This is a genomic window from Saccharothrix sp. AJ9571 (assembly GCF_021725495.1).
Taxonomy (GTDB): Bacteria; Actinomycetota; Actinomycetes; order Mycobacteriales; family Pseudonocardiaceae; genus Amycolatopsis; species Amycolatopsis magusensis.
In genome coordinates, this window is sequence record NZ_CP091382.1 from 814,526 (window position 1) to 840,103 (window position 25,578).

At 70.6% G+C, this 25,578-nt stretch carries 25 protein-coding genes; 5 read left to right on the forward strand and 20 right to left on the reverse strand.

The annotated features are described in order from the left end of the window. The first annotated feature begins 308 nt into the window (after positions 1-308). Positions 309-1,019 carry a SagB/ThcOx family dehydrogenase gene (locus L3Q67_RS03215; protein WP_499188112.1) on the forward strand — a complete coding sequence of 237 codons (711 nt, stop codon included), beginning with the start codon at positions 309-311 and terminating at the stop codon, positions 1,017-1,019. Positions 1,020-1,095: 76 nt separating this feature from the next. Further along, the gene (locus L3Q67_RS03220; RefSeq protein ID WP_499188113.1) at positions 1,096-1,461 is read left to right on the forward strand and encodes a hypothetical protein; all 366 of its coding nucleotides are present in this window, start codon (positions 1,096-1,098) and stop codon (positions 1,459-1,461) included. Here the strand turns inward: L3Q67_RS03220 and L3Q67_RS03225 are convergent. The 12 genes from L3Q67_RS03225 to L3Q67_RS03280 form a co-directional block, all read right to left on the reverse strand. Continuing rightward, on the reverse strand, positions 1,458-2,264 hold the full coding sequence (locus L3Q67_RS03225; protein WP_499188114.1) for an arginase family protein: 807 nt from the start codon (positions 2,262-2,264) through the stop codon (positions 1,458-1,460). The genes L3Q67_RS03220 and L3Q67_RS03225 overlap by 4 nt on opposite strands. Before the next feature lie 41 nt (positions 2,265-2,305). Then, positions 2,306-3,844: an adenylate/guanylate cyclase domain-containing protein gene (locus L3Q67_RS03230; protein WP_499188115.1), complete on the reverse strand. Its 1,539-nt coding sequence runs from the start codon at positions 3,842-3,844 to the stop codon at positions 2,306-2,308. A gap of 4 nt (positions 3,845-3,848) precedes the next feature. After that, entirely contained in the window at positions 3,849-7,220 is a 3,372-nt protein-coding gene (locus L3Q67_RS03235; RefSeq protein WP_499188116.1) for a pyruvate carboxylase, read from the reverse strand. 162 nt (positions 7,221-7,382) lie between these two features. Further along, the gene (locus L3Q67_RS03240) at positions 7,383-8,306 is read right to left on the reverse strand and encodes a S8 family peptidase (protein WP_499188117.1); all 924 of its coding nucleotides are present in this window, start codon (positions 8,304-8,306) and stop codon (positions 7,383-7,385) included. Positions 8,307-8,367: 61 nt separating this feature from the next. Continuing rightward, positions 8,368-9,132 (reverse strand): SDR family NAD(P)-dependent oxidoreductase, encoded by a 765-nt coding sequence (locus L3Q67_RS03245; RefSeq protein WP_499188118.1) that lies wholly within the window; start codon positions 9,130-9,132, stop codon positions 8,368-8,370. After that, positions 9,133-10,551 (reverse strand): mannitol dehydrogenase family protein, encoded by a 1,419-nt coding sequence (locus L3Q67_RS03250; RefSeq protein WP_499188119.1) that lies wholly within the window; start codon positions 10,549-10,551, stop codon positions 9,133-9,135. It lies immediately after the preceding gene. Between the two features lie 7 nt (positions 10,552-10,558). After that, positions 10,559-11,365 carry an Ldh family oxidoreductase gene (locus L3Q67_RS03255; RefSeq protein ID WP_499188120.1) on the reverse strand — a complete coding sequence of 269 codons (807 nt, stop codon included), beginning with the start codon at positions 11,363-11,365 and terminating at the stop codon, positions 10,559-10,561. A gap of 112 nt (positions 11,366-11,477) precedes the next feature. Beyond that, positions 11,478-12,254, reverse strand: a complete 777-nt coding sequence (locus L3Q67_RS03260; protein WP_499188121.1) for an ESX secretion-associated protein EspG — start codon at positions 12,252-12,254, stop codon at positions 11,478-11,480. Positions 12,255-12,282: 28 nt separating this feature from the next. Beyond that, positions 12,283-13,740: a hypothetical protein gene (locus L3Q67_RS03265; protein ID WP_499188122.1), complete on the reverse strand. Its 1,458-nt coding sequence runs from the start codon at positions 13,738-13,740 to the stop codon at positions 12,283-12,285. Between the two features lie 10 nt (positions 13,741-13,750). Next, complete coding sequence (locus L3Q67_RS03270) at positions 13,751-14,290, reverse strand: hypothetical protein (protein ID WP_499188123.1); 540 nt, start codon at positions 14,288-14,290, stop codon at positions 13,751-13,753. 2 nt (positions 14,291-14,292) lie between these two features. Continuing rightward, positions 14,293-14,823 (reverse strand): hypothetical protein, encoded by a 531-nt coding sequence (locus tag L3Q67_RS03275; protein ID WP_499188124.1) that lies wholly within the window; start codon positions 14,821-14,823, stop codon positions 14,293-14,295. A gap of 174 nt (positions 14,824-14,997) precedes the next feature. Further along, positions 14,998-15,747: a LuxR C-terminal-related transcriptional regulator gene (locus L3Q67_RS03280; protein ID WP_395895301.1), complete on the reverse strand. Its 750-nt coding sequence runs from the start codon at positions 15,745-15,747 to the stop codon at positions 14,998-15,000. A gap of 242 nt (positions 15,748-15,989) precedes the next feature. On the opposite strand from L3Q67_RS03280, the gene L3Q67_RS03285 reads away from it, so the two are divergent. Continuing rightward, positions 15,990-16,451, forward strand: coding sequence for an ANTAR domain-containing protein (locus tag L3Q67_RS03285; protein ID WP_499188125.1), 462 nt, complete (start codon positions 15,990-15,992; stop codon positions 16,449-16,451). Positions 16,452-16,464: 13 nt separating this feature from the next. On the opposite strand, the gene L3Q67_RS03290 is transcribed toward L3Q67_RS03285, so the two are convergent. Continuing rightward, positions 16,465-16,758, reverse strand: coding sequence for a WhiB family transcriptional regulator (locus L3Q67_RS03290; RefSeq protein WP_113698167.1), 294 nt, complete (start codon positions 16,756-16,758; stop codon positions 16,465-16,467). Between the two features lie 61 nt (positions 16,759-16,819). Further along, the gene (locus L3Q67_RS03295; RefSeq protein WP_499188126.1) at positions 16,820-17,788 is read right to left on the reverse strand and encodes an aldo/keto reductase; all 969 of its coding nucleotides are present in this window, start codon (positions 17,786-17,788) and stop codon (positions 16,820-16,822) included. A gap of 75 nt (positions 17,789-17,863) precedes the next feature. Here L3Q67_RS03295 and L3Q67_RS03300 point away from each other — a divergent pair, with 75 nt between their 5' ends. Then, entirely contained in the window at positions 17,864-18,556 is a 693-nt protein-coding gene (locus tag L3Q67_RS03300; RefSeq protein ID WP_499188127.1) for a FadR/GntR family transcriptional regulator, read from the forward strand. A gap of 7 nt (positions 18,557-18,563) precedes the next feature. Here the strand turns inward: L3Q67_RS03300 and L3Q67_RS03305 are convergent, their stop codons facing one another. Genes L3Q67_RS03305 through L3Q67_RS03330 form a run of 6 tightly spaced genes read right to left on the reverse strand, consistent with a single transcriptional unit; the run spans position 18,564 to position 25,080 of the window. Continuing rightward, on the reverse strand, positions 18,564-19,589 hold the full coding sequence (locus tag L3Q67_RS03305) for an ABC transporter permease (RefSeq protein WP_499188128.1): 1,026 nt from the start codon (positions 19,587-19,589) through the stop codon (positions 18,564-18,566). Continuing rightward, on the reverse strand, positions 19,570-21,084 hold the full coding sequence (locus L3Q67_RS03310) for a sugar ABC transporter ATP-binding protein (protein ID WP_499188129.1): 1,515 nt from the start codon (positions 21,082-21,084) through the stop codon (positions 19,570-19,572). Before L3Q67_RS03310 ends, L3Q67_RS03305 begins: the two co-directional genes overlap by 20 nt. Continuing rightward, positions 21,081-22,115, reverse strand: a complete 1,035-nt coding sequence (locus L3Q67_RS03315) for a sugar ABC transporter substrate-binding protein (RefSeq protein WP_499188130.1) — start codon at positions 22,113-22,115, stop codon at positions 21,081-21,083. Before L3Q67_RS03315 ends, L3Q67_RS03310 begins: the two co-directional genes overlap by 4 nt. A gap of 24 nt (positions 22,116-22,139) precedes the next feature. After that, the gene (locus L3Q67_RS03320) at positions 22,140-22,931 is read right to left on the reverse strand and encodes an SDR family NAD(P)-dependent oxidoreductase (protein WP_499188131.1); all 792 of its coding nucleotides are present in this window, start codon (positions 22,929-22,931) and stop codon (positions 22,140-22,142) included. After that, on the reverse strand, positions 22,928-24,226 hold the full coding sequence (locus tag L3Q67_RS03325; RefSeq protein ID WP_499188132.1) for an enolase-like domain-containing protein: 1,299 nt from the start codon (positions 24,224-24,226) through the stop codon (positions 22,928-22,930). The genes L3Q67_RS03320 and L3Q67_RS03325 overlap by 4 nt, the downstream gene beginning before the upstream one ends. Next, on the reverse strand, positions 24,226-25,080 hold the full coding sequence (locus L3Q67_RS03330) for a fumarylacetoacetate hydrolase family protein (RefSeq protein WP_499188133.1): 855 nt from the start codon (positions 25,078-25,080) through the stop codon (positions 24,226-24,228). The genes L3Q67_RS03325 and L3Q67_RS03330 overlap by 1 nt, the downstream gene beginning before the upstream one ends. A gap of 234 nt (positions 25,081-25,314) precedes the next feature. On the opposite strand from L3Q67_RS03330, the gene L3Q67_RS03335 reads away from it, so the two are divergent. Continuing rightward, complete coding sequence (locus L3Q67_RS03335) at positions 25,315-25,578, forward strand: hypothetical protein (RefSeq protein WP_499188134.1); 264 nt, start codon at positions 25,315-25,317, stop codon at positions 25,576-25,578.

A 25,578-nucleotide genomic window follows, 5' to 3' on the forward strand; every position in this document is an offset into this window, starting at 1 on the left:
CTTTGCTCCGCTCGTTCCCCGCGACGCCCCTCTGCCGAGGCCACCGACGCACTTCGGGGTGACGTCGAGCACATCGGAAAAGTAACCCCAAACGTGTCACGAAACCCAGAAGAAACCGATTTCTTGTCACCGGGGTGACAAATCACCGCGTCAGACTGTGGGCGCGGTGACAATAACCGCCCGGTGAACGCCTTCGAGGGCCGGTTTCACACCGCTCACCGGATCGACTGATGATCGGGTCCGGAAAAGTACCCGGCAAAGATCGTCTGCCATACGGCCGAACGGACGCAATCGACTATGTTGGGCGGATGGCGGACGCGCTCTCTTCGGCGAAGGCCGTGCACGCGATGCTGAACGGGCAGTCCGAGGACACCCGGGACCGCCCCGTGCAGCCCAACGGGCACCGGATTCCGCTGCCGGACCTCGAGCCACCCCGGGTGGACCTGGTCGGCACGCTGGTGCAACGCCGGTCCGCGGTGAAGTTCGCCGACCGGCCCCTCGACATGGCCGCGTTGAGCGCGCTGCTGCGCTTCGCCCTCGGCGTGCAGCGGTTCGTGCAGGCACAGGGCGTGGAGAAGCACCCGCTGGGCATGGCCCCGAGCGCGGGCGGCCTGCTCTGCCTGCGGGCCTACCTGCTGGTCCGCCACGCCGACGGGGTCCCGCCCGGCATCTACCGCTACGAGTCGGTCTCGCACCAGCTGATCGAGATCAGCGCGGACGACCCGACGGCCCAGCTCACCGAGGTGTTCCTGCAGCCGGAGTTCGCCTCGACCGCGCCGGTGACCATCGCGCTGACCGCCCGGCTGGACGTGGCCTTCGCCCAGTACCCGCTGCGGCACTACCGCACGCTGCACGTGGACGCCGGGGTCGCGGTGCAGAACCTCTACACCGTCGGCACCGCGCTGGGCCTGGCCTGCTGCGCGGTCGCCGCGTTCGACGACCGCGCACTGGGCTCGGTGCTGTGCCTACCCGATTCGGAGATCGCCACCATGCTTTTCAGCGTGGGGCAAAAGCCGTGACGACCGGCGGCTGAGCCGATTACCTTCTCCGTGACGGGCCGTGACGCGTCCGTCACCACTGGGGAAGGGAAACACCGTGCTTTCTAAACTCACCCAGCTCGTGGCCACTGTGCTGTTCGCGCTGGCGCTCGCTCCCGCGGCCGCCTCGGCGGCGGAAGCGGACGGCGTCAACGACTGCCCCGGCAACTGGATCTGCTGGTGGAGCCAGGACAACTACAACGGCCAGCGGGCCGGTGGCGCGCACGGGGCAGACGGGTGCTGGAACCTGGTCGGGCCACCCTCGTTCGCCTACTCGATGACCAACAACACCAACGTCAACATCACCATGCAGTCGAGGCCGTGCGGTGAGTCCGGCCAGCAGCGCGCGGACCTGTCCCGGCAGAGCACCACCTCGAGCACCCCGTTCCAGGTCCGCTCCTTCCTGCGCTGCGCGGCCTGCTAGATCAGGACATCCCGGATCGCTTCCAGGACCGGGACGAGCTTGCGCAGTTCGTCCCGGTCGGCGGTGACGCATTCGGTGACGGCCGCGCCGATCACCTCGAACTCCGCCAGTGAGCGGATCGCGGCGACCAGTTCGGGCACGCTCAGCCCGTCCGGCTCGGGGTAGTTGAGCCCGTCGAACTCGCCGGGATCGAGCACGTCGAGGTCGAGGTGCAGGTAGACGGACTCCGCGCCGCTGTCGCGCAGCCGCGTGGGCAGGTCGGCGGGCGGGGCGACCACGGCGAGGCCACGGTCGATGGCGTCCTGCTCGGCGGGGTCAATCGAGCGGGTGCCGACCAGCACCGCGCGGCCCGGCACCAGCGCGGGGTCCGCGGCGAACTCCGGGTCGCCCTCGCCGAACAGCGAGCGCAGGACCATGCCGTGGTACGCGCCGGACGGTGAGCTGTCCGCGGTGTTGAGATCGGGGTGGGCGTCGAAGTAGGCGACACCCAGGCCCTCGCCGTGGCGGTACCGGGCCACGCCGATGGGCGCCAGCTCCACCGCGCAGTCGCCGCCGATGGTGATCACCTTCGCCGCGGGTGCTTCCAGCGCGGCGAGCTGCCCGGCCCGGTTGCGCACCAGCGCGTCGCGGTTGGCGATACCGTCCACTACGGACGGATCGGAGGAGGGGTCGACGGGGACCTCGGTGGCCAGCACGCCGAGCACCTCGGCGGCCAGTGCCCCGAGCCCGCGGGCCCCGTCGGCGAGCTGGGCGGCACGCGGGGTCAACGCGCCCTGGGTCTGCGGCACAACATGAATACGCACCCCGCCAACGTAACGACTCCCCCGCCGGCTCGCGCGCGAATTCAGCGGGGTGCGGCGATCCTGGTGGCCTCGGTCCGCCCGCGCAGCACCGTTTCTTCGATCTGCTGCCAGCACCGGCCTTCGCCCTTCGCGGCGGCCTCCACCGCGGCCATCGAGGCGACCACCCGCCCCGGCACGGCCTTCGCCAGCTCGGTCAGCCGGGCCGCTTCGTTCACCGGGTCGCCGATGACGGTGTACTCGAACCGGCTCTCGTGGCCGATGTTCCCGGCCACCGCCGGTCCCGCCGCCACCCCGATGCCCGCCTGGCAGTCGGGCACCTCGTCGACCAGCCGCCTGCCCATCTCCCTGGCGGCCGCGAGCGCCTGCCCCGGCGCGTCCGGCTGGTCCACCGGCGCGCCGAACACGGCCAGCGCCGCGTCGCCTTCGAACTTGTTCACGAACCCGTCGTGCGCGTGGACCGCCGACACCACCACCGCGAAGAACCGGTTGAGCAGCTCGACGACCTCACCCGGCGGCCGCGTGGCCGCGAGCGTGGTCGAGCCGATCACGTCGACGAAGAGCACCGCCACCTCACGGACCTCGCCGCCCAGCCCGGCCTGACGCTCCAGCGCCTTCTCGGCGACCTCCTCGCCGACGTGCCTGCCGAACAGGTCCCGGATGCGCTCGCGCTCACGCAGCCCGCCGACCATGCGGTTGAACCCGGACTGCAACTGCCCCAGCTCGGTGCCGTCGAACACGGCGACCTCGGTGTCCAGCTCGCCCTTCTCCACCTTCGCCAGCGCGGCGCGCACCGTGCGCACCGGGGCCGCGGTCGCCCTGGCGGTCAGCGTGACCAGCAGGAAGCCGAACACCCCGATCACCGCGCCGAGCACCAGGACCGCCAGCGACAGCTGCTCGGTCGTGACGTCGTCCCGGATCAGCGCGAACACCGCCACCAGCATCAGCCCGAGCACCGGCAGCCCGGTGCCGAGCAGCCAGGCCAGCAGCATCCGCACGGTGATGCCGGAGATCACGCGGCGGCGCATCGGCGGCCCGGTGGACAGCACCCGCGCGGCCACCGGCCGCAGGGCGAACTCGCTGAGCAGGTAGGAGTTCGCGCACACCACGATGCCGCCGAACGCCACGGTGAAGCCGACCTTGAACGCCGCGCCGGGCAGTTCCAGCGCGGTCACCGTGGTGAACAGCAGCGTCGCGCCGAGCCAGAACACCGCCTGCACGCGGGCCAGCCGGATCGGTACGCGCAGCGCGGTGCGCCGCTCACGCTGGCTGGGGGCACGGCCTTCGAACACCCAGCTCAGCGTGCGCACGGCGCGCCTTCGACCCCAGACCACCCCGACGAGCAGGGAGAGCCCGACGTAGATCGGCAGCACGACCGCCTGCCAGAACACCAGGTCGGGGGCGAACACGCTGGGGCCGGGGATGACCAGGACCACCAGCGCGATCACCACCAGCGCGCCGATCACGTTCGCCAGCACGATCGAGGTGATCAGCAGCAGGTTCAGCCGCACCCGCAGGACCGCGTCGCGCTGGTCCGCCGAGCCGAGCAGCCAGGAGCCCAGCGGGCGCGCCGTGGTCGTCACGCGGTCATTCCAGCACGACGAGCAGGTCGCCGCCCTCCACCTGCTGCACCGAGTTGATCGCCAGTCTGCCGACCTTGCCGCCGCTGGGCGCGGTGATCGCGGCCTCCATCTTCATCGCCTCGATGGTGGCCACGGTCGCGCCGGCGGAGACCTCGTCGCCCTCGCTCACCGACAGCGTGACCACCCCGGCGAACGGCGCGGCGACGTGCTTGGAGTTGCCCTTCTCCGCCTTCTCGGTGGCCGGGATGTCCGAGGCGATCGAGGTGTCGCGGATCTGGATCGGCCGGATCTGCCCGTTCAGGCTGGACATCACCGTGCGCAGGCCGCGCTCGTCGGCCTCGCCGATGGCCTCCAGTTCGATCAGCAGCCGCACGCCCGGTTCCAGGTCGACCTGGTACTCCTCGCCCGGGCGCAGCCCGTAGAAGAAGTCCTTGCTGGGCAGCACGCTGGTGTCGCCGTAGGCCGCCCGGTGGTTCTCGAACTCCTTGGTGGGCCCGGGGAACAGCAGCCGGTTGAGCGTGCGGCGCGGTTCCTTCGCCAGCGCCTCACGGTCCTCTTCGGACAGTTCGGCGACCGGCTTGGCCGCCGCACGGCCTTCGAGCGCCTTGGTGCGGAAGGGTTCCGGCCAGCCGCCCGGCGGGTCGCCCAGCTCACCGCGCAGGAAGCCGATCACCGAGTCCGGGATGTCGAACTTGCTCGGGTCCGCCTCGAAGTCCGCCGGCGAGACCCCGGCGCCGACCAGGTGCAGCGCCAGGTCCCCGACCACCTTGGAGGACGGGGTGACCTTGACCAGGTGACCGAGGATCTTGTCCGCCGCGGCGTACATCACCTCGATGTCCTCGAACCGGTCGCCCAGCCCCAGTGCCACGGCCTGGGTGCGCAGGTTGGACAGCTGCCCGCCGGGGATCTCGTGGTGGTACACGCGACCGGTCGGCGAGGCCAGGCCCGCCTCGAACGGCGCGTAGACCTTGCGCACGGCTTCCCAGTACGGCTCCAGGTCGCCGATGGCGCCCAGGTCCAGCCCGGTCGGGCGCGCGGAGTAGTCGGTCGCCGCGACCAGCGCGGACAGCGACGGCTGCGAGGTGGTGCCCGCCATCGAAGCGACCGCGCCGTCGACCGCGTCCGCACCGGCGTTGATGGCGGCCAGGTAGGTGGCCAGCTGCCCGCCGGGGGTGTCGTGGGTGTGGATGTGCACCGGCAGGTCGAATTCCTTGCGCAGCGCGGTGACCAGCTTCACCGCTGCGGGCGCCCGCAGCAGCCCGGCCATGTCCTTGATGGCCAGGATGTGCGCCCCCGCGCCGACGATCTGCTCCGCCAGCTTGAGGTAGTAGTCCAGGGTGTACAGCTTCTCCGACGGGTCGGAGAGGTCCGAGGTGTAGCAGAGCGCGACCTCGGCCACCGACGAGGTCTCCCGCACGGCGTCGATCGCCGGGCGCATCTGCTCGACGTCGTTGAGCGCGTCGAAGATGCGGAAGATGTCGATGCCGGTCGCCGCGGCCTCCTGCACGAAGGCGTTGGTCACCTCGGTCGGGTAGGGCGTGTAGCCCACGGTGTTGCGCCCGCGCAGCAGCATCTGCAGGCAGATGTTCGGCACGGCTTCGCGCAGCGCGGCCAGCCGCTCCCACGGGTCCTCGGCGAGGAACCGCAGCGCGACGTCGTAGGTGGCGCCGCCCCAGCACTCCAGCGAAAGCAGTTCGGGCAGCGTGCGCGCCACCACCGGGGCCACCGCGAGCAGGTCCTTCGTCCGGACGCGGGTGGCCAGCAGCGACTGGTGCGCGTCGCGGAAGGTGGTGTCGGTGACGCCGATGTTCGGCGACTCCCGCAGCCAGCGGGCGAACCCGGCCGGGCCCAGCTCCACCAGCTTCTGCTTCGACCCCGGCGCCGGCTCGTGCTCGGGGACCGCGGGCAGCTTCTGCACCGGGTTGATCGAGCGCGGCCGCTCGCCGTTCGGCTTGTTGACGGTGATGTCGGCCAGGTAGGTGAGCAGGCGGGTCCCGCGGTCGGCGGAGTGCCGCGCGGTCAGCAGGTGCGGGCGCTCGTCGATGAACGAGGTGGTGACGCGGCCTTCGCGGAAGTCCTGGTCGTCCAGCACGGCTTGCAGGAACGGGATGTTCGTGGCGACCCCGCGGATCCGGAACTCGGCCACCGCGCGGCGGGCGCGGCCCACCGCGGTCGGGAAGTCGCGGCCGCGGCAGGTCAGCTTCACCAGCAGCGAGTCGAAGTGCGCGCTGATCTCGGTACCGGCGAAGGCCGTGCCGCCGTCGAGCCGGATGCCCGAGCCGCCGGGCGAGCGGTAGGCGCTGATCATGCCGGTGTCCGGGCGGAAACCGTTGGCCGGGTCCTCGGTGGTGATCCGGCACTGCAGCGCGGCACCACGCAGGTAGATCTTGTCCTGCGACAGGCCGAGGTCGGCCAGTGTCTGCCCGGCCGCGATGCGCAGCTGCGACTGCACCAGGTCGACGTCGGTGACCTCCTCGGTCACCGTGTGCTCGACCTGGATGCGCGGGTTCATCTCGATGAACACGTGCTTGCCCTCGCGGTCGAGCAGGAACTCGACCGTGCCGGCGTTGCGGTAGCCGATCTTCTTGGCGAAGTTGACCGCGTCCGCGCAGATCCGGTCCCGCAGTTCGGCGGGCAGGTTCGGCGCCGGGGCCAGTTCGACCACCTTCTGGTGCCGCCGCTGCACCGAGCAGTCGCGCTCGTACAGGTGCACCACGTTGCCTTCGGCGTCGGCGAGGATCTGCACCTCGATGTGCCGCGGCTGGACGACCGCCTTCTCCAGGAACACCGTCGGGTCACCGAAGGCCGACTCGGCCTCCCTGGCCGCGGCCTCGATCGATTCACGCAGCGTGGAGGCGTCTTCGACCCGTCGCATGCCGCGGCCGCCACCTCCGGCGACGGCCTTGACGAACACCGGGAAGCCCAGGCCCTCGGCCGCCGCGACCAGCTCGTCGATGTCGGAGGACGGCTGGGAGGAACCGAGCACCGGCACCCCGGCTTCGCGTGCCGCGGCCACCGCGCGTGCCTTGTTGCCGGTCAGCTCGAGGATGTCCGCGCTCGGCCCGACGAAGGTGATGCCCGCTTCCTCGCAGGCCCGCGCCAGGTCCGGGTTCTCCGACAGGAAGCCATAGCCCGGGTAGACCGCGTCGGCGCCCGCCTTCTTCGCGGCCCGCACGATCTCCTCGACGGAGAGATAGGCGCGGACGGGATGTCCCGGCTCGCCGATCTCATGCGCCTCGTCGGCCTTGAGCCGGTGCAGCGAGTTGCGGTCCTCGTGCGGGAAGACGGCGACGGTACCCGCGCCGAGTTCGTAGCCCGCCCGGAACGCCCGGATCGCGATCTCACCACGGTTGGCGACGAGCACCTTGCGGAACATGCCCCGGTCCTTCCTCTTTTACGGATCGGTAGGTCGGTTCAGGCACGTTACCGTGTTAGTCCCGCACACCGGGAGTTGAAGTCCAGGTGATGGACATCATTCACCGTACGGGTTGCGCCCCAGGTCAGGGCGTGAGTGCCCTCCCGCCACCCACCACCACCCTCAACGGAGCTGCGCACTGACCAGCGAAAAGAGGAGCCGGTTGGGAGTACCCGCGGGAACCCCCGCCAGCTTGTCCTTCGTGGCCGCGTCGACCACGGCCTGGGCAGCCTGCGGCGCGGTCGCGGTGGGGTGCAGCGCCCGGTAGAGCGCCGCCGCGCCGGTCACGTGCGCGGCCGCGGTGGACGTCCCGGAAAGCACCCGGACGCTGCCGTCGGGCGCGGGTGACGGAATCGACACGCCGGGTGCGTACAGGTCCACCGATGCCCCGTAGTTCGACGAACTCGCCGCCCGATCCCGATGATCGGACGAGGCCACGGTCAGCGCCTCGGCCACCCTCGCCGGGGAGAACTTGCCCGCGTCGCTCGCCGAACCACCGGCGGGCACGGCGACCGGCACCACGGCGGCCAGCCCGCGCACGGCGTTGTCGATCGCGGTGTTCGGCGAACCGCCGACCCCGAGCACCGCCACGGCGGGCTGCACCGCGTTCCTGGCCACCCAGTCGATCCCGGCCACCACGGTCGACACCGAGCCGCTGCCGTTGGCGTCCAGCACGCGCACCGGCACGATCTTCACGTCCTTGGCCACGCCGTACTGCTCGCCGCCGATGATCGACGCGAGGTGCGTGCCGTGCCCGTTGCCGTCGGCCGCGTTGTCGTCGCCGTCGACGAAGTCCTTGCCCGCCAGCAGTTGCCCGGCGAGGTCGGGCACGGTGCTCACGCCGGTGTCGATCACGTACGCGGTCACCGTTTCGGCACGCGTCTCGTAGCGGTAGAGCTGGTCGAGCCCGGCCCGCTGGTCGATCCGGTCCAGGCCCCAGCTCGGCGGGTTCGGCTGCTCACCGGGGCCCGCGTGCGCGGGCGCGGCGAGGGCGAGCAGAGCGACAGCGCTGACCATGGTGACGGCTCGTACCCGGCGAAGTGTCATGAACTCCTTTTACGCGGCGGACGCGGGGAAGGACACCTACCAACGGCTGGTCCACCGCCCGTCAGTAGAGCACGTGCTTGCCGCCGTCGACGATGACCGCCTCACCGGTCACCAGGTCCATCATCAGCACCCCGAGCACCGCCTGCGCGACGTGCTCCGGACCGGAGATCTCGCGCAACGGCACCGTTTCCCGCTCGGCCCTGGCGCGTTCCTCGAAGGCTTCGGCGCCGTGCAACCCGGTCTGCCACCGGGTGGCGACGGTGCCGGGCGCGATCGCGTTCACCCGGACGTGCGGCGCCAGGCCCACCGCGAGGTTCCGGGTCAGCTGCAGCAAGGCCGCCTTGCTCACGCCGTAAGCCACCGAGGAGCCACCCGCGCGGTATCCGGCGATCGACGCCACGTTGACCACCGCACCCCGTGCTTCGGTCAGCGCCGGGGCGAACGCGCGCACGCAGTGGAACGGGCCGAGCAGGTTCACGTCGAGCACCTGGTGCCAGACGTCGTCGGTGAGCGAGTCGAGATCGGCGTGCGGCGCGCGGAAGGTCGTACCGGCGTTGTTGACCAGCACGTCGACGCGACCGAAACGGTCGAGCACGCGCCCGGCGAGCGCCCGCACCTGCGCGTCGTCGGCCACGTCGGCCTGCTCGGCCACCGCGTCGCAGCCCAGCGCGGCGAGGTCCGCCACGGTCTGTTCCGCGTCTTCGGCCGACCGCGAGTAGTTGACCACCACGCCCGCCGCCCCGGCTTCGGCCAGCGCCAGCGCGGTCGCGCGGCCGATCCCGGTGCCACCGCCGGTCACCACGGCGACCGTTCCCTTGAGCCGCACTCAGTTCCCCTCTTCCGTCATCCGGCGCACGGTGGCCCGCACCCCGTCCACCTCGATCGCACGCAGGGCGTCCGCGATCAGGTCGCGGAAGGTCCTCGACGCACGCAGGTCCTCCGGGCAACCCCGCCACGCCGCGAGCAAGCGGTCGAGGCCGGGCGCGGCGGCGAGTTCCCGGCTGTCGTCGTCGAGTTCCTTGGCACCACGCAGGAAACTGATCCAGCCCGCGATGCCGAGGCAGATCAGCCGCGGCTCCTGGCCCGCTTCGATCAGTTCACGGGCCGGTTCGAGCAGGCGCTGCGGGAGTTTTCGCGCGCCCTGCGCGGCGATCTGCGTGAGCCGGTGGTCGATCCGGGGCGTGGCGAGCCGCCGCAGGAGCCGGTCCGCGTCGTCGGTCGCGACGTCTCCCAGGCTGGGACCCGTTTCACCGCACACGAGCGCCCGGACGTACCCGGCGAAGTCCTGTTCCCGCACGAGTTCCGCGGTCGTCTCGAGTCCGGCGAGCAACCCGAGGTAGGCGATCGCGGAATGGGTTCCGTTGACCAGCCTCAGTTTCCGGGCCTGCGCGGCGGAGATGTCCGGCACGAACCGGGCGCCGACCCGGTCCCAGGCCGGGCGCGGGCCGTCGAAGTCCTCGATCACCCACTGCCGGTAGCCCTCGCCCGCCACGGCGGCCAGGTCGACCAGGCCCAGCCGGGCCTCCACCTCGCGCAGGCAGTCCTCTGTGGTCGCCGGCACGATCTGATCGACCACAGTGGACGGAAAGGCCACGTGGTCGTGGATCCACCCGGCGAGCGCGGAATCGCCCAGCCTGCCGCAGAAATCCTGCACCAGGCCCGCGACCACCTTGCCGTTGTCGAGCAGGTTGTCGCAGGAGAGCACGGTGATCGGCGCGTCCTCCCCGCGGGAGCGCCGCGCACGCAGGCCGTCGACCAGCTGGCCGATCACCGTGCGCGGCGGGCGCCCGGCCAGATCGGCGGTCAGCTCCGGATCGTCGTGCCGGAGCAGGTTCGTGGCCGGGTCGTGGTGGTAACCCGCTTCGGTGACCGTGATCGTGACGATCCGGCACTCGCTCGAGGCGAGCGCGGCCCGCACCGCGTCCGGCTGCTGGTAGAGCACCTCGCGCACGCAGCCGACCAGGCGGAACCGCTCGTTCGGCCCGCGCTCGACCACGGTGAACAGGCCGTCCTGCGGGTTCAGCGCGTCGGCCGCGCCGCTGCCGCGGTAGCTCACCCCGCGGATCGCCCAGTCGCCCGGCTCGACGAGCAGCGCCTGCTCGGTCAACGCCGCCTGGTGCGCGCGGTGGAAGGCGCCGATGCCCAGGTGCAGGATGCCCGCGCCGATGTCGTCGGCCTGCACGCTGTCGAGCAGTTCGGGCCGGCTCGCACCCAGCGTCGTCCGGCTCAGCCGCGACACGGCCATCGTTGACTCACCTATCCGTTCCCTCCGACAAAAGTGCCCGGAGCCCGGCCAGGTCGTGCTCCGGGATCGGCACCCCTTCCGCGGCCCGGCGGCGGCGGACGAGCTCTTCCGGCTCGCCGGGTACCCCGGAAAGGCTCTCACAGAACGTTTCCGCCTGTTCCCGGAAAACCGCCGGGTTGAGGAAGGCCGCGATGTCCACCGCCACCAGCACGGTACCGGCGTCGCTGTCGTAGCCGGGCATCCCGGGCAGGCCGTGCCCGGAGAGCAGGCCGCCGACCAGCGCGGCGAAGATCTCGGCACCCGGCGAGGCGGCGCCGTCGAAGATCAGCGGCGGGCTGCCGGTAGCGCGCGGCAACGCCCACGCCACCGGGGTGGTCTCGGCGTTGCCGAAGGCGAGCGCCACCAGTCCGGTGTCGGCCAGCGCGCCGACGTATTCGCCGAGCCTGCCCACGTCGTTGCCGTCCCGGATCGCCGCGACCCCACTGCCGTGCTCGACGGCGAGCACGCTCAGCTCGCGCACCGCGTGCACGGCGCAGAGCTGCCCGAAGGCGCGCTGGCCGTGCACGATCACCGCGCCGGGGCGGATCGCTTCGGCTTTCGGCCGGGCCCGCGGGTCGATTTCACCCGAGCGCACCTGCGGGATGTAGGTGAGCAGCCGCCGGACCCCGAGCGCGTCGTGGCCGAGCAGGTTGGACCGGACCAGGGAACCGGCCACGACCGCCGCCTGCGCCGGCGGGGTGCCCGCCACCTGGAGGATGCCGTCGGCCAGCGAATGCAGCAGCCCGGCGGCCAGCAGTTGGCCCGAGTTGTCCATACCACCCCGTTCCTCGGCGTTGACCAGCGGGGACGGGGGATTTTGCCAGGTCGGGCCGCTGTTGGGAAGCGGAGGGTTCCACGTCCTGCCTGTCCGATGTGGACAGACTGGGTCAGCGGTCGTCGCGGGCGCGGGCGATCCGGTCGTGGATCCAGCGCCGGAGGTGGCTGCCGTCCGATGGTACGAAGTGCCGCCGCTTCGAGCCGTCGGAGAGCTTCTCGCCGATGATCACGAACCGGCCGCCTCGTGTGTCGAACAGTTGCACCCCGCCCTGGGCGTTGAGCCTGCCGTCGCGGCCGCGGACCCACAGGTCGAACACACCGAACCGGCCGACCGGCCAGCTGAAGAAGGCCTGCGCGGCCCGGTGGTCGGCGGGTTCGGTCTCCCCGTAGGCGTCGATGAGATCGCGGGGGTTGATCTCGTCCTCTTCGACCGGTTTGACGCGCTTGGGCTGCTCGGTCACCGCTACCGGGCGCAGGTTCACCGGGCCGAGGTGCGGCAGGTAGCGCATCAGCCCGGCGACCAGGTCGTCGGCGTGGCAGGCCTCGAAGGAGATCTGGTCGCCGACCTGGCCGCTGAGCACGCCGGCGAGGTGCTCGGAGACGGCGCGGTAGCGGATGTCGCGCTGGCCTTCCTCTTGGTTGAGACGGCCGGTGATCAACACCTCGGGGCGGTACCAGACGCGGAGCAGGTTCTCCACGTCCGGGTCGAGCTTGTCGCCCTTGGCCAGGCGGGCGTCGCGCAACTGCTGCCAGGCCTTTTCGCGCACGCGCTGCCGTTCACCGGTGGTCGACCCGGCGTAGGGCACCTCGAACGGCGGCGGCACCAGCGCGGTGCCGAACCGCTCGCCGAGCACGTCGATCACCGTTGTGGGCAGCCAGAATTCCATCGGCACGGCGGTTTTCGGGCCTCTCGGATCAGGAGCCGATGACCGGCGGCACCGGCTTGGCGCCGTCGATGCCTTCGGCGGGCTTGGCGTCGAACAACTCGTCGGGGTCCTCGCCCTGGAGGTAGTCGGGGCGCTTCTTGTCCTTGTCCTCTTCCTTGCCCTTGCCCGCTCCGGCGCCCATGCCACCGGCGCCCATGCCGGTGCCGGTCTTGCCCCCGGTCGAGGCCGCCGCGGCGGCACCGCCGCGCATGGTCCCGTCCTTGGGCACGGCGCCGGATCCGGAGCCGGGCCCTGAGCCCGTGCCCTTGCCGGCACCCGCGGCCTGCTCGCCCGCCTTCGGAACGCTGCCCGCGGGAGTGCCGCCCAGCCGCCCGGCGGCGCCGGCGGACCCCTTCGGCGGGTTGTAGGTGCCACCGCCGGACACCCGCGCCCCGGCGCTGGGGTTGCCGAACTTCATGCCGCCCTTGCCGGTCGGCGTACGGGTCTTCTCCGAACCGAGGCCCCCGAGGTTGCCCCCACCCATCTGCCCCGCGATCGCCGGCGGCGTCGCACCCTTGAACCCGCCACCAGGCGGCGTCCCCCCGGTGACCGGCGCGGGCCCGCCCGTGTTGTACCCGGGTCCCACACCACCGGGCCCGGACCCGACGTACCCACCGCCGGGAAGCCCGCCGCCGGTCGGCGCCGGCGTCCCGCCCCCCACCACGGACGGCCCGGCGACCGGCGTGCTCGGCTGCCCACCCCCCAAGCTCGGCGGCGCGGCGAACGAGGGCTGCGTGGAGCCGGTCTCGTAGAGGGTGTTGTCCATCGTGTGCATGACCTGCGCGGCCTGCTGATGCGCGGCCTGGGAGGCTTCCTGCTTGGCGCTCATCTCCTCGAGCGCCTTGACCCCCTGCATGCTGGCGTCGAAGCCGCCGCTCTGGAAGGCCTGCTGCGCCTTGGCCATCTCCTCCGCCTGATTGAACGGCAACGGCTCAGGCATCGAATTCTGCGCGTTCACCACAGCCGCCGACTGCTGCGAATACCGGTTGGACGCGAGGTCGACCCCGTGAGCCGTGCTGTCCACCCAGTCGGCACTCTGCTTCACGAACCCGTGCACTTGAGCGGCGCCCTCGCCCTGCCACAAGGCCTGCTCATTGTTGACAGCGGCGGTAAGGTCGTCGCTGAGCGTCTTGAGCGCGTCCCTGGTCTCGGCGAGGACCCTGCCTTTGGCATCGATCAACTCGCCGTTGCCGGAATGCGCCATCGCGTAGAGGGCGTCGTGCTGATGACCGAGGTAATCCTGGTCGGAGACCTCGAGGCCTTCACGGAACGCCTGATCGCGGGTGAGTGCTTGCCCGCGCGCGATCGAATACGCCTGCGCGGTGGCCCGCGCGTCCCCCATCGCCGTCGGCTCGGCGAAGATGTTGCCCTGCCCACCGCCCGCGTCCGTATACGCCTTCGAATACACGTCGGCTTCGTACGCGGGCCCCTGCGAACCGTCTGCCATATTCGCCGTCCTAAGCCTTCGGAAGTTGCGGTTCGACAGCCTGCGCTACGGAGAAAGCGTCATCGCAAGCCTGGTTAGTACTTCCCTGCGTCCCGAGCGTGACCGAAACCATCGCACGAGCCTTCGCCGACACTTCGAGCAGGACCAGGCACGTTGCCTCGCTACCGTCGATTTCCTTGACCTGGCGGATGCGACGGCCGTTGATCTTTCCGTCATAAGCTTTACTGGGGTCAGCCGCCAGATCATCAACCCCTTGTTTGTCGTCGAGATTCAGGGACATCGCCGAACCAAATTTGTTCGTACTGCAACCGTTACTACTACCGACATTGTCGGCCTCACTCGCGGGGTAACCCTGACCTTCTAAAGCTTTATCCAGCAGGTCGCAGGACTTCAAGTCGCCGAAGCCCGCCGGCGAACCACCTGGCGAGACAGAAGACGGTGAAGCATCGAGAGTCCGCACCGGCTGCGGCCTACCTTCCTCGTTCGGCGTGCAACCAGCGGATAGAACAGTCAAAGCAGCGACAGCGATCACCGACAGCCGTATACGCATAATCACTCTCCACCCAAGGCCTTAAAAGAGATGCTGTTCGCCTCGTCTTCCGCACGATAGGACTTCATCGCGGCGTCGATACCCTCGCGCAGCAAAACAAGGGCGTCTTTCAACGATGCGAGATTTGGCGCGAGCGATTCGTTGTCCCCATCCATGACTTTTTGGTCGTGACCCGCCACGCGTTCGGCATAGGGGCCATTGCCGAGCTCCGGGCGTGAGCGCAACTCCACCAGGTCGTCACGAATCTTCAGCCAGTTCACCTCGATGAAATTGTCGATGGCAGCGATGAACTTCTGGCCGGCCTCCGGCTCGACGGCGAATCCGCCGCCTCCAGGCCCCGCCGTTGCCAGGTCCTTGACCCGCTGAGCATCCGCATTGAAAGCTTTCACCGAATCGGTATCCATCGGATCGAGAGCACTCAACATGTTGCTGAGAAAGTTGTTCCCCGCATCGCCCGCAGCTGGCGGAGAAGGGGGCGCGCCCCCCGGCGCCTCAGCTTGCGACTGCGTGTCGACGTATGTGTCCTCGGCCATGGCGACCTGTCCTCACCCTCCCTGCAAGACCAACCCCGGCGACCGCTTGTGTTCAGCCCAACACGCTAGCAGTCATGCCCGGGTGAAGGGAGCGTTCCCGCCCAAGTCCGGTGGTCGACCGCCGGCCGGAAACGCCTGTTCAGCGTGGGTTCACCCGGTCGGGCGTCGGGCAGGTCACTGTCCTGGGCTTTTCCTGAGGCCCGAGTGGATGCGGGGTTGCATGCCGGCGGCGCGGGCCAGCGAAGCGGCTTCCAGGCGACTGTGCACCTTCAACTTGCTGAAGATGTTGTGCGTGTGCGTCCGCACCGTGTTCACCGACAGGAACAACTCCGCCGCGATCTGGCTTCCCCGCTTCCCCTCGACAATGCCCAGCAGCACATCCCGCTCGCGCGCGGACAGCACGTCCAGCGGGCCGTTCGAGTCCCGGACCCTCTGCACATCCGCACGCAACTCCGCCAGGACGAACCCCAGCAGGTCCGGCGAGAAGTACGCCTTCCCCACACAGACCCCGTGCAGGACCGCGACCAGGTGCTCCGTCGAACTGTCCTTGCCCACCCACGCCGTCGCACCCCAGCGGGCCGCGACCACGGCCTGCACCGGGTCGTGGCTGCCGGTCAGGATTACGATGCGGGCGTCGGGGGCCGCCGCGCCCAGGCGGCCAAGGAGGTTGGCCGTCGCCGGGCCGACGGGCTGGATGTCGACGGTGATCACGTGTGGTCTGGCTCTGGCCACCGCGTCCACCAGCCCGGGGTCCGCGGTCGAACTGCGGCCCACCACCAGCAGGCCGCCCACGGCGGACAGCTTGGCCGCCAGCGCCTCCGCCAGCAGCTCCTGATCATCGACGAGAAAAGCACGCACCGGATTCACCCGAACACCCTGCGACACCACCGCGTGATTGTCCTCATCCAAGTGCACGAGAATCACGGACTAGTCCGCCTGGCCGGACCCCGAATTCCGGCGCTGGCGCGGGGATCTTTAAAGTGGACCGGTACGCGGTTGAGCAAGCAGCCGCAGCGAGACGCTGCGTGTCGTGCTGCCGCTGCCTTCAGCCCGCATGTCACCCCGGCGTCCGCACGCCTGCCGACCGAGGGGAGACAACTCATGCCCGAAAAACCGCACCGCCGACGCTCCTGCGCGCGCTGAACCCGGGCGGGCACCTCGAGGTGGTGGCTACTGACGAAACCGGCGTCGACGAACTGCAGCGCCGGGTCAAGGAACTACAGGCGGAACTCGACGGGCTCCGCCGCGCCCTGCGCAGCCGCGCCACCATCGAGCAGGCGATGGGCGTGCTCGTCGTCGCTCACCGCTGCACCCCGCAGCAGGCCTTCCGCCTGCTGATCCGGTTGTCGCAGCAGCACAACGTGAAACTGCACCGGGTGGCGGGCATGCTGGTGCAACTCGCCGCCAAGGCCGAGACGCATCAGCTCGAAGCACTGCTGAAGCAGGCGTCGGCCACCGAAGGCACGGAAGAGGCGGGATCCGGGGCCGGCGAGCTGGACACCGCTCTGGTCGAAGCGGCACGCAATCTCGACGGCGGTTCCCCGGAAGCGCTGGCGGAGCTGCACAAGCTCCTGCTCGACCGGGGCTGGATCCCGCCCTACACCGTGCTGGCGGCGGCGCTGGAGTGACGCTGAGCCGGGCTCAGGCCACCGGGAGCTGGCGCCGCCGCGCGATGGCTTCGCGGCGCTCGCTCTCGTCCAATCCGCCCCACACCCCGAACGGTTCTTCCACCGTCAGGGCGTGGTGCCTGCATTCCACGATCACCGGGCAGCTCTGACAGATCTGTTTCGCCCTGGCCACCCGGTCGGCGCGCGCGAAGCCGCGCTCCCCGTCCGGGTGGAAGAACATCGAGCTGTCGAAGTTCCGGCAATTCCCCTTGCGCTGCCACTCCCAAGTCTCCGCGACGGGCTCGGGGAGCCGAGACGTGTCCGCCATGAAGATCACCTCCGCCATCAAGCTGGGTCGCTGACGCGGTGTTACCCACTTCCCCCGATTGCTACACCTCGGCTGGGGAGACCGCGTCCGGACGGAGCAGTCCCGAGTCCGCCAGATCCGGCCAAACGGACGCGGGCACCGGCCGCCGTGCGCGCGCCAGATTGGCGCTGACCTGCGCCGGAGTGTGCGCGCCGAGCACCACGGCGGCCACCGCGGGATGCCCGGCAGGCAACGCGATCGCGGCTTGCGGGAGTTCCACATCGTGGTGGGCGCAGACCTCGGCGATCCGCTCCGCCCGTGCGATCAGCTCCGCCGGAGCCTCTGCGTAGTCGTACATTCTGCCGGGAGTGGGCGTGGCGAGGATGCCGCCGTTGAACACCCCCGCCGCCACCACGGCCACCCCGCGCTCCCGGCACAACGGCAGCAGGTCGTCCAGTGCGCGCTGGTCGAGCAAGGTGTACCGGCCGGCGATCAGCACCACATCCAGGTCGGACCGCCGGACGAACTCGGCGGGCATCGCCGCCTGGTTCATGCCGACGCCGACCGCGCCGATCACGCCCTCGTCCCGCAGCTCGATCAAGGCGGGCAAGGCTTCGTCGAGCGCGGCGGCGAAATGCGCGTCGGGGTCGTGCACGTACACGATGTCCACCCGATCGAGACCCAGACGCCCGAGGCTCTCCGCCAAGGACCGGCGCACGCCGTCGCGGCTGAAGTCCCACACACGCCGATGGGCCGCGGGCACGTCGAACCCTTGGTCGTCACGCCGTCCGGCTCCCGGCGGATCGGGTTCCAGCAATCGGCCGACCTTGGTGGACACCACGAACTCGTCACGGGGAAGGCCGGCGAGCACGGCACCGAGGCGCCGTTCCGACAACCCGAGGCCGTAGTGCGGCGCGGTGTCGAAGTAGCGGACACCTTCCTCCCACGCCCGTTCGACCGTCGCCGCCGCGACTTCGTTCGTGATCGCCGTGTAGAGGTTGCCGAGCTGGGCGCAGCCGAGCCCCCAGCGTCCGAGACGGGTCAGCGGCATCGGCCGGCTCCTTTCGTGGCAATCTGGCAGCACACCGGAAACATCCGAGGTCTGGGGGAAGGCGAGGGGCGCACGATGCCGGTCACCGACGAGGCCATCGACAAGATCAAGGGCATGATCATCTCGGGCGAGCTGGCCCCCGGCGACCGGCTGCCCAAGGAAGCCGAACTGGCCCAGCGGCTCGGCCTGTCCCGCAGTTCGCTGCGCGAGGCGGTCAAGGCGCTGTGCCTGATCCGGGTGCTCGACGTCCGCCAGGGCGACGGCACGTACGTGACCAGCCTCGAGCCGAACCTGCTGCTGGACGCGATGACCTTCGTGGTCGACTTCCACCGCGACGACACCGTGCTCGACTTCCTCGCCGTGCGCCGGATCCTGGAGCCCGCCGCGACCGCGCTGGCCGCGCAGCACATGACCGAGCCGGACCTCGTCGAACTCCGGAAGCTGCTCGACGAACTGGAAGAAGCGCCGAGCGTGGAAGCGATGGTGGCCAACGACCTCGCCTTCCACCGGAAGATCGCCGACGGCTCGGGCAACCCGGTGCTGTGTTCACTGCTGGACAGCCTCTCCGGGCCGACCACGCGCGCCCGCATCTGGCGCGGCCTCACCCAGGAGGGCGCGGTCGCGAAGACCAGGGAGCAGCACGAGGCCATCTACGAAGCCATCGCCGCCCGCGAGCCGGAGCTCGCGCGGTCCTGGGCCACCGTGCACGTGGCCGGGGTGGAGCAGTGGCTGCGCAACGCGCTGGGCACCGCCGAGCACCCCGCCTGAACCCCGGTCACGTCTGTGGTTTCCCGCCGGTGAAGCGCGCGATCATCAGCGCGACGAGGATGATGCCGCCGTAGAGCGCCTGGATCCAGAACGAGGGCACCTGCGCCAGCGTCAGCAGGTTCTCCACCACGGCCAGCAGCAGCACCCCGGTGAGCGCGCCGAACATGGTGCCGCGCCCGCCGTCGAGCGAGATGCCGCCGATCACCGCGGCGGCGAACACGGTGAAGATCATGCCGTCGCCCTGGTTCGCGTTGATCGCGCCGACGTACCCGGTCATCACCAGCCCGCCCAACGAGGCGAGCACACCGGCCACCACGAAGACCAGCCACGAGATCCGGTCGACGCGGATGCCCGCGGCCCGTGCGGCTTCGCGGTTGCCGCCGATCGCGTACAGCGCCCGGCCGACCCGGTGGTACCGCAGGACGAACCCGGTGATCGCGTAGGCGGCCGCCGCCAGCCACACCGACGCGGGCAGGCCGAGGAAGGTTTCGGTGGCCAGCGCGAAGAAGGCGTCCGGCATTTCGAAGAGCGTCTTGCCTTCGGTCAGCCCGACCAGCAGGCCGCGCAGCACGATCAACATCGCCAGGGTCACGATGAACGCGTTGAGCTGCAGCTTGACGATCAGGAACCCGTTGAACGTCCCGATCACCGCGCCGACCAGCACGATCACCAGCAACCCCACCGGCGTGGGCAGTTCGGTGCCGAACCCGGCGGCCAGCGCCGGGATCACCAGCATGGCGCCGAGCACCGGCGCGATGCCGACGGTCGACTCCAGCGACAGGTCGAACTTGCCGGAGATCAGCACCAGCGACTCCCCGAGCACCACCAGCGCCAGCGCGGCGGACGCGCCGAGGATGCTGATCAGGTTGTCCGTGGTGAGGAAGCGGTCGTTGACCAGCCCGCCGACCACCAGCAGCACACCCAGTGCGGGCAGCAGCGCCAGTTCCCGCAGCCGCGGCAGGTGCCGTCGTCGCGGGGCCGCCACCGGCGCGGCCTGATGCCGGGTCGCCGTCTCAGTGTGGGTTTCGGTCATCGCGTTGCACCCCTTCGATGTCCGCGACCAGTTCGCCATCGGACCAGCCCGCCCGGTGTTCGGCGACCAGCCGCCCGGCCCGCAGCACCAGCACCCGGTCGCTCGGGCGCAGGTCGTCCAGTTCGTCGCTGACGATCAGCACCGCCTTGCCCTCGGCACGCACCCGGTCGACCACGGCGAGCAGCGCCTCCTTCGACTTCACGTCCACCCCGGCGGTGGGGTTGATCAGCACCAGCAACGCCGGATCGGTGGCCATCGCCCTGGCCAGCACCACCTTCTGCTGGTTGCCCCCGGACAGGTCGGACACCGGCTGGTCCGGCCCGGCGGCCACCACGCCGTAGTCCGCGATGGACCGCTCGGTGACCGCCCGGCGCGCGTTCGGCGGCGCGGTGCCCGCCCGGCCCAGCCGGTCGAGCACGGTCATCGTGGTGTTGTCCGCGATGGACAGCCCGAGCACCAGGCCCTGGTGGTGCCGGTCCCGCGGCACGCAGCCGACACCCGCGGCCAGCGCGGCGCCGACATCTCCGGCGGGCAGCGGCTTCCCGGCCACGCGCACCGATCCGGCGGCCGGGACACGCAGGCCGTAGACCGTCTCGGCGAGCTGGTGCTTGCCGCTGGCGTTGCTCCCGGCCAGCCCGAGCACTTCCCCGCGCCGCACGCCGAAGGACACGTCCTCGAAGGAATCCCCGGACAGGCCGTCGACTTCCAGCGCGAACCCGGTGTCTTCGGGCAGCGGCTCGCGTGCGGCACCGTCGGCGACCGCGAGACCGCCTTCCTCGCCGGTCATCGCGTCGACCAGCTCGGCGCGGCCGATCCGGTCGACCGGCGCGGTCAGCACGTGCCGCGCGTCGCGCAGCACGGTCACCGCCTGGCAGACCTCGTGCACCTCCTGCAGGTGGTGCGAGATGTAGAGGAAGGTCACCCCGCCGGCCTGCAGCTCCCGCATCCGCGCGAACAGCCGGTCGATTGCCTGGCTGTCCAGTTGCGCGGTGGGTTCGTCGAGCACGATGAACCGGGCGCCGTAGGACAGCGCGCGGGCGATCTCCACCAGCTGGCGGTCTTCGACGGACAGCTCCCCCGCGGTCAGGTCCGGGTCCACCGACACCCGCCACGACTCCAGCAGGTCCGCCGCCTGCCTGCGCAGCTTCGACCAGCTGATCACGAACCGGCCGGTCGGCTGCCGGTTGAGGAACAGGTTCTCCGCCACGCTCAGGTGCGGGATGACCGTGGAGTGCTGGTAGACGCAGGCGACCCTGGTCCGCCACGCCTCGCGGTCGGCCACCGGCGGGGCCGGGCTGCCGCCGAACTCCACCGTGCCGGTGTCCGGTTTGGACAGTCCGGTGAGGATGGACACCAGGGTCGACTTGCCCGCGCCGTTGCGGCCAACCAGCGCGTGCGACTCCCCCGGCCGCACGGTCAGGCTGACCTCGTGCAGCGCGGTCGTCGGGCCGTAGCGCTTGCCAACGCCCAGCACGCTCGCGACCGGGGCGCTCACAGCTGGTTGCCCCAGAGCCCGGGATCGTCCACGTTGTCCTTGGTCACCACCGGCGCGGGCAGCTGGTCCTCGAGGATGCCGGGCCGGGTTTCCACGATCGTGCTGCCGTGGTCGGTCGGGCCCGGCCGGAACACCTCGCCCGCCATCGCCCGCTTGACGTAGTGCAGGCCGTACTTGGCGTAGGCGTCGGCGGGCTGGGAGACGGTGGCGTCCAGTTCGCCCTTGCGGATCGCCTCGAGTTCCTGCGGGATGCCGTCGTTGCTCACCAGCACCACGTGCTTCGGGTCGCCGACCGGGAAGTAGAGGTTCTTGCGCTGCAAGGCTTGCACGGTCGGCGCCAGGTAGACCCCGCCCGCCTGCATGTACACCGCCTTGACGTCCGGGTTCGAGGTGAGCACGCCCTCCAGGCCGGACGCGGCCTTGTCCGCCTTCCACTCCGCCGGGACTTCGAGCACCTGCAGCGCCGGGAACTTGGTCTTCACGCAGTCGCGGAAGGCTTCCGAGCGCTCGCGCCCGTTGACCGAGGCCAGATCGCCCATGATCTGGACGACCTTGCCTTCGCTGACCTTGCCGCCGATGTGCTCGCACGCTTTGATTCCGTAGGCCTTGTTGTCCGCGCGCACCACGATGGCCACCTTGCCGCCCTCGGGCGCCACGTCCACCGCGACCACCGGCACGCCCTTGCGCTCGGCCTGCTCCAGCCCGGCGACCACGGCCGCCGAGTCCAGCGGGGTCACCACCAGGCCCTTGACGCCCTGGTTGAGCAGGTTGTTCAGGTCGGTGATGAGCTTGGTCGGATCGCTGTTGGCGTTGACCGTGGGCAGCGCCTCGACGCCCTCGGCGGTGGCCATCTGCGGCACGTAGTTGTTGTAGGCCTGCCAGAACGGCGAGGTCAGCAGCGGCACGGTCGCACCGACCTGCCCGCCGCCGCCCGGAGCCGGTGCGGCCGCGTCCTTGGTGGAGCCGCAGGCGCCGACCGCCAGCGTGAGCACCGCGGCCGTCGCCGCGGCCTTGATCACCTTGTTCCGCACCGCATCCTCCTTGATGCCAGCTGGCTAGTGATTCTTGACCGGCCCCCGGGGACGCAGGCCGTACATGCCGCCGTCGACGGCCAGTGCCGTGCCGGTGGTGGAGGCCGCCGCCGGGCTGGCCAGGTAGACGATCGCGTGCGCGACCTCGTCGGCGGTGACCAGCCTGCCCATCGGCTGCCGCGCTTCGAGCGCGGCGCGTTCGGCTTCCGGATCGGCGGCCGAGTCGAGCAGCCTGCCCACCCACGGGGTGTCGGCCGTGCCGGGGCACACGCAGTTGACCCGGATCCGGTCGGGCAGGTGGTCGGTGGCCATCGCCAGGGTCAGCGCCAGCACCGCGCCCTTGCTCGCCGAATACAGCGCGCGGCCCGGCAACCCCTGCCACGCCGCGATCGAGCAGGTGTTGACGATGACCGCGGCGTCGGAGCGGCGCAGGTGCGGCAACGCGGCGCGGCTCACCCTGGCCATGCCGACCACGTTGACGTCGAGCACCCGGTGCCATTCCTCGTCGTCGTTGGCGGCGACGTCACCCTGCGCGCCGATGCCGGCGTTGTTCACCAGCACGTCGATGCGGCCGTGGCGCTCGGCCACCGCTTCGATCGCCGCGCGCACCTGCCCGTCATCGCTGACGTCACAACGGAAACCGTCCGCGCCGGGGTTCAGGTCGAGCACGGCCACTTCCGCCCCGCGCGAGGCCAGCGTGGCGGCGACCGCCGCGCCGATGCCCGAGGCGCCACCGGTGACCACGGCGACGCGGCCCTCGAAGTCGTTAGGGGGGCCGGGGGTCGTCCCCCGTGCGGACAGCACCGAGTCAGTCATGCGTTCTCCGTCCACTCAGGACCGTCCGGGAACCGGAACCGCCGGAGCGTGGCGTCGTGCATCCGGGCGGAGAAGCCCGGTTCGTGCGGCGCCAGGTACCGCCCCGCGCGCACCTTCGCCGGATCGGTGAAGTACTCGTGCAGGTGGTCGACCCATTCGATGGAGCGGTCGCGGTCGGTGGCCGAGACCGCCACGTAGTCGAACATGGACAGGTGCCGGACCAGCTCGCACAGCCCGACCCCACCGGCGTGCGGGCAGACCGGGATGCCGAACTTGGCCGCCAGCAACAGGATCGCCACGTTCTCGTTGACCCCGCCGACCCGGCACGCGTCCAGTTGCAGCACCGAGATCGCACCGGCCTGGAGCAGTTGCTTGAACACCACGCGGTTCTGCACGTGCTCGCCGGTGGCTACCCGGATCGGCGCGATGGCCTCGGCGATCGCCTGGTGCCCCAGTACGTCGTCGGGTGAGGTGGGTTCCTCGATCCAGTACGGGTCGAACGGGGCCAGCGCGGCCATCCAGCGCACCGCGGCGCCGACGTCCCAGCGCTGGTTGGCGTCGACCGCGATGCGGACCCCGTCGCCGACGGCCTCCCTGGCCAGCTTCATCCGGCGGATGTCGTCTTCGACGTCGCCGCCGACCTTCAGCTTGATCATGTCGAAGCCGTCGGTCACCGCCTGCCTGGCCAGCCGGACCAGCTTCTCGTCGGAGTAACCCAGCCAGCCCGGCGAGGTGGTGTAGGCGCGGTAACCGTTGGCCAGCAGGTGTTCCGTGCGCTGCGCGCGGCCCGGTTCGGCCTGCCGCAGGATGTCCAGCGCGTCCTGTTCGGTGAGCGCGTCGCTGAGGTAGCGGTAGTCGACCAGCCCGGCGATCTCCTCCGGGCTCATCTCCGCGAGGAACCTCCACAGTGGACGCCCGGCGCGGCGGGCGGCCAGGTCCCACGCGGCGTTGACCACCGCGCCGACGGCCATGTGCGCCACGCCCTTTTCCGGCCCGAGCCAGCGCAACTGGGAATCACCGACCAAGGCGGCGGACAACGCGGCCAGGTCGCCCGCGGTTTCGGGCACCTCCTTGCCGACGACGTGCCCTTCGAGCGCCTGGATCGCCGCGGCCTGCACGTCGTTGCCGCGGCCGATGGTGAAGGTGAGGCCGTAGCCGTCGGGGCCGCCGTCGGTGTGCAACACCAGGTAGGCCGCCGAATAGTCCGGGTCCGGGTTCATCGCGTCCGAGCCGTCCAGCTCCCGCGAGGTGGGGAACCGGACGTCGAGCACTTCCATCCCGGTGATCCGCGCCATCAGGCGGACTCCAGTGCCTGGCGTTGCCTGCCCAGCCCGGCGATCTCCAGTTCCACCACGTCCCCGGCCCGCAGGTACGGCTTGGGCTCGGGCTGTCCCATGGCGACGCCCTCCGGCGTGCCGGTGTTGATCAGGTCGCCGGGCCGCAGCACCATGAACTGGCTGATGTAGTGCACCACCTCGGCGACGGTGAAGATCATGTCCTTGGTGGTGGACCGCTGGCGCACGACTCCGTTGACCGACAGGGAAAGCGCGAGGTCCTGCGGATCGGCGATCTCGTCGGCCGGCACGAGCCACGGCCCGAGCGGGTTGAAGTTCTCGCACGACTTGCCCTTGTCCCAGGTGCCCCCGCGCTCGAACTGGTACGCGCGCTCGGTGACGTCGTGGGAGATGGCGTACCCGGCGACGTGCGCGAGCGCGTCCGCCGGGCTGTCGAGGTACCGGGCGGTGCGGCCGATGACCACGCCGAGTTCGACCTCCCAGTCGGTGGCCGTGGAGCCGCGTGGGATCAGGATCGGGTCCTCCGGGCCGACCACCACGTCCGGCGCCTTCATGAACAGCACCGGTTCGCTGGGGATGGGCGCGCCGGTTTCCTCGGCGTGGCGCCGGTAGTTCAGCCCGACGCAGACCACTTTGCCCGGCCGGGCGATGGGCGGGCCGACCCGCAGTCCGGCTTCGCCCGCCGAGGGCAGTTCACCGGCGTCGATCGCGGCGCGGGCCCTGGCGAGGCCGTCCGCGGCCAGGAAGGCGCCGTCGATGTCGGCGGTGAGCGGGCTCAGGTCGTGGAGGACGCCGTCCACCGAACGCGCGTAGGGCCGTTCGGCTCCAGGGTCACCGAGGCGCAGCAACTGCACAGGTCTTCCTTCCTCGAGCAGACATCCGATGTATACCGCAACGCAGTACGCATATCTAGAGACGACCCGGGACGAACCCGCAGAGTGATCCGATCAGTGGCGGGTGGACAGAACTACTCCCCCACTCCAGCACGCGGCGTCGAGCGCCGACAAGTCCGCGTTCCGCCAAACCGGTGGCCGATCGGCCCGCCACCCGCTAGTTTCGGCCGTTCCAACCGACTGGGGGTAAATGAAATGAAGAACGCCGTCGCCAGACTCGGCGCGACCACGCTGGCCGTGGCCGCCCTGTTCGTCACCGCACCGGCCGCGAACGCCGGGCAGACGCCACCTGTGCTCGCGCCGATGAGCCCGTCGAACTGGGATTCCACCCACCCCAACCAAACGTCCTGCGAGATGGCGGGGCAGTGGCTGCAAATGGGCAACTCGGGGCTGACCTACCGCTGCTTCCTGCGGGGCAACCCGCCGCGCTGGGAACTGTGGGTCAACCAGCCGGGCTGA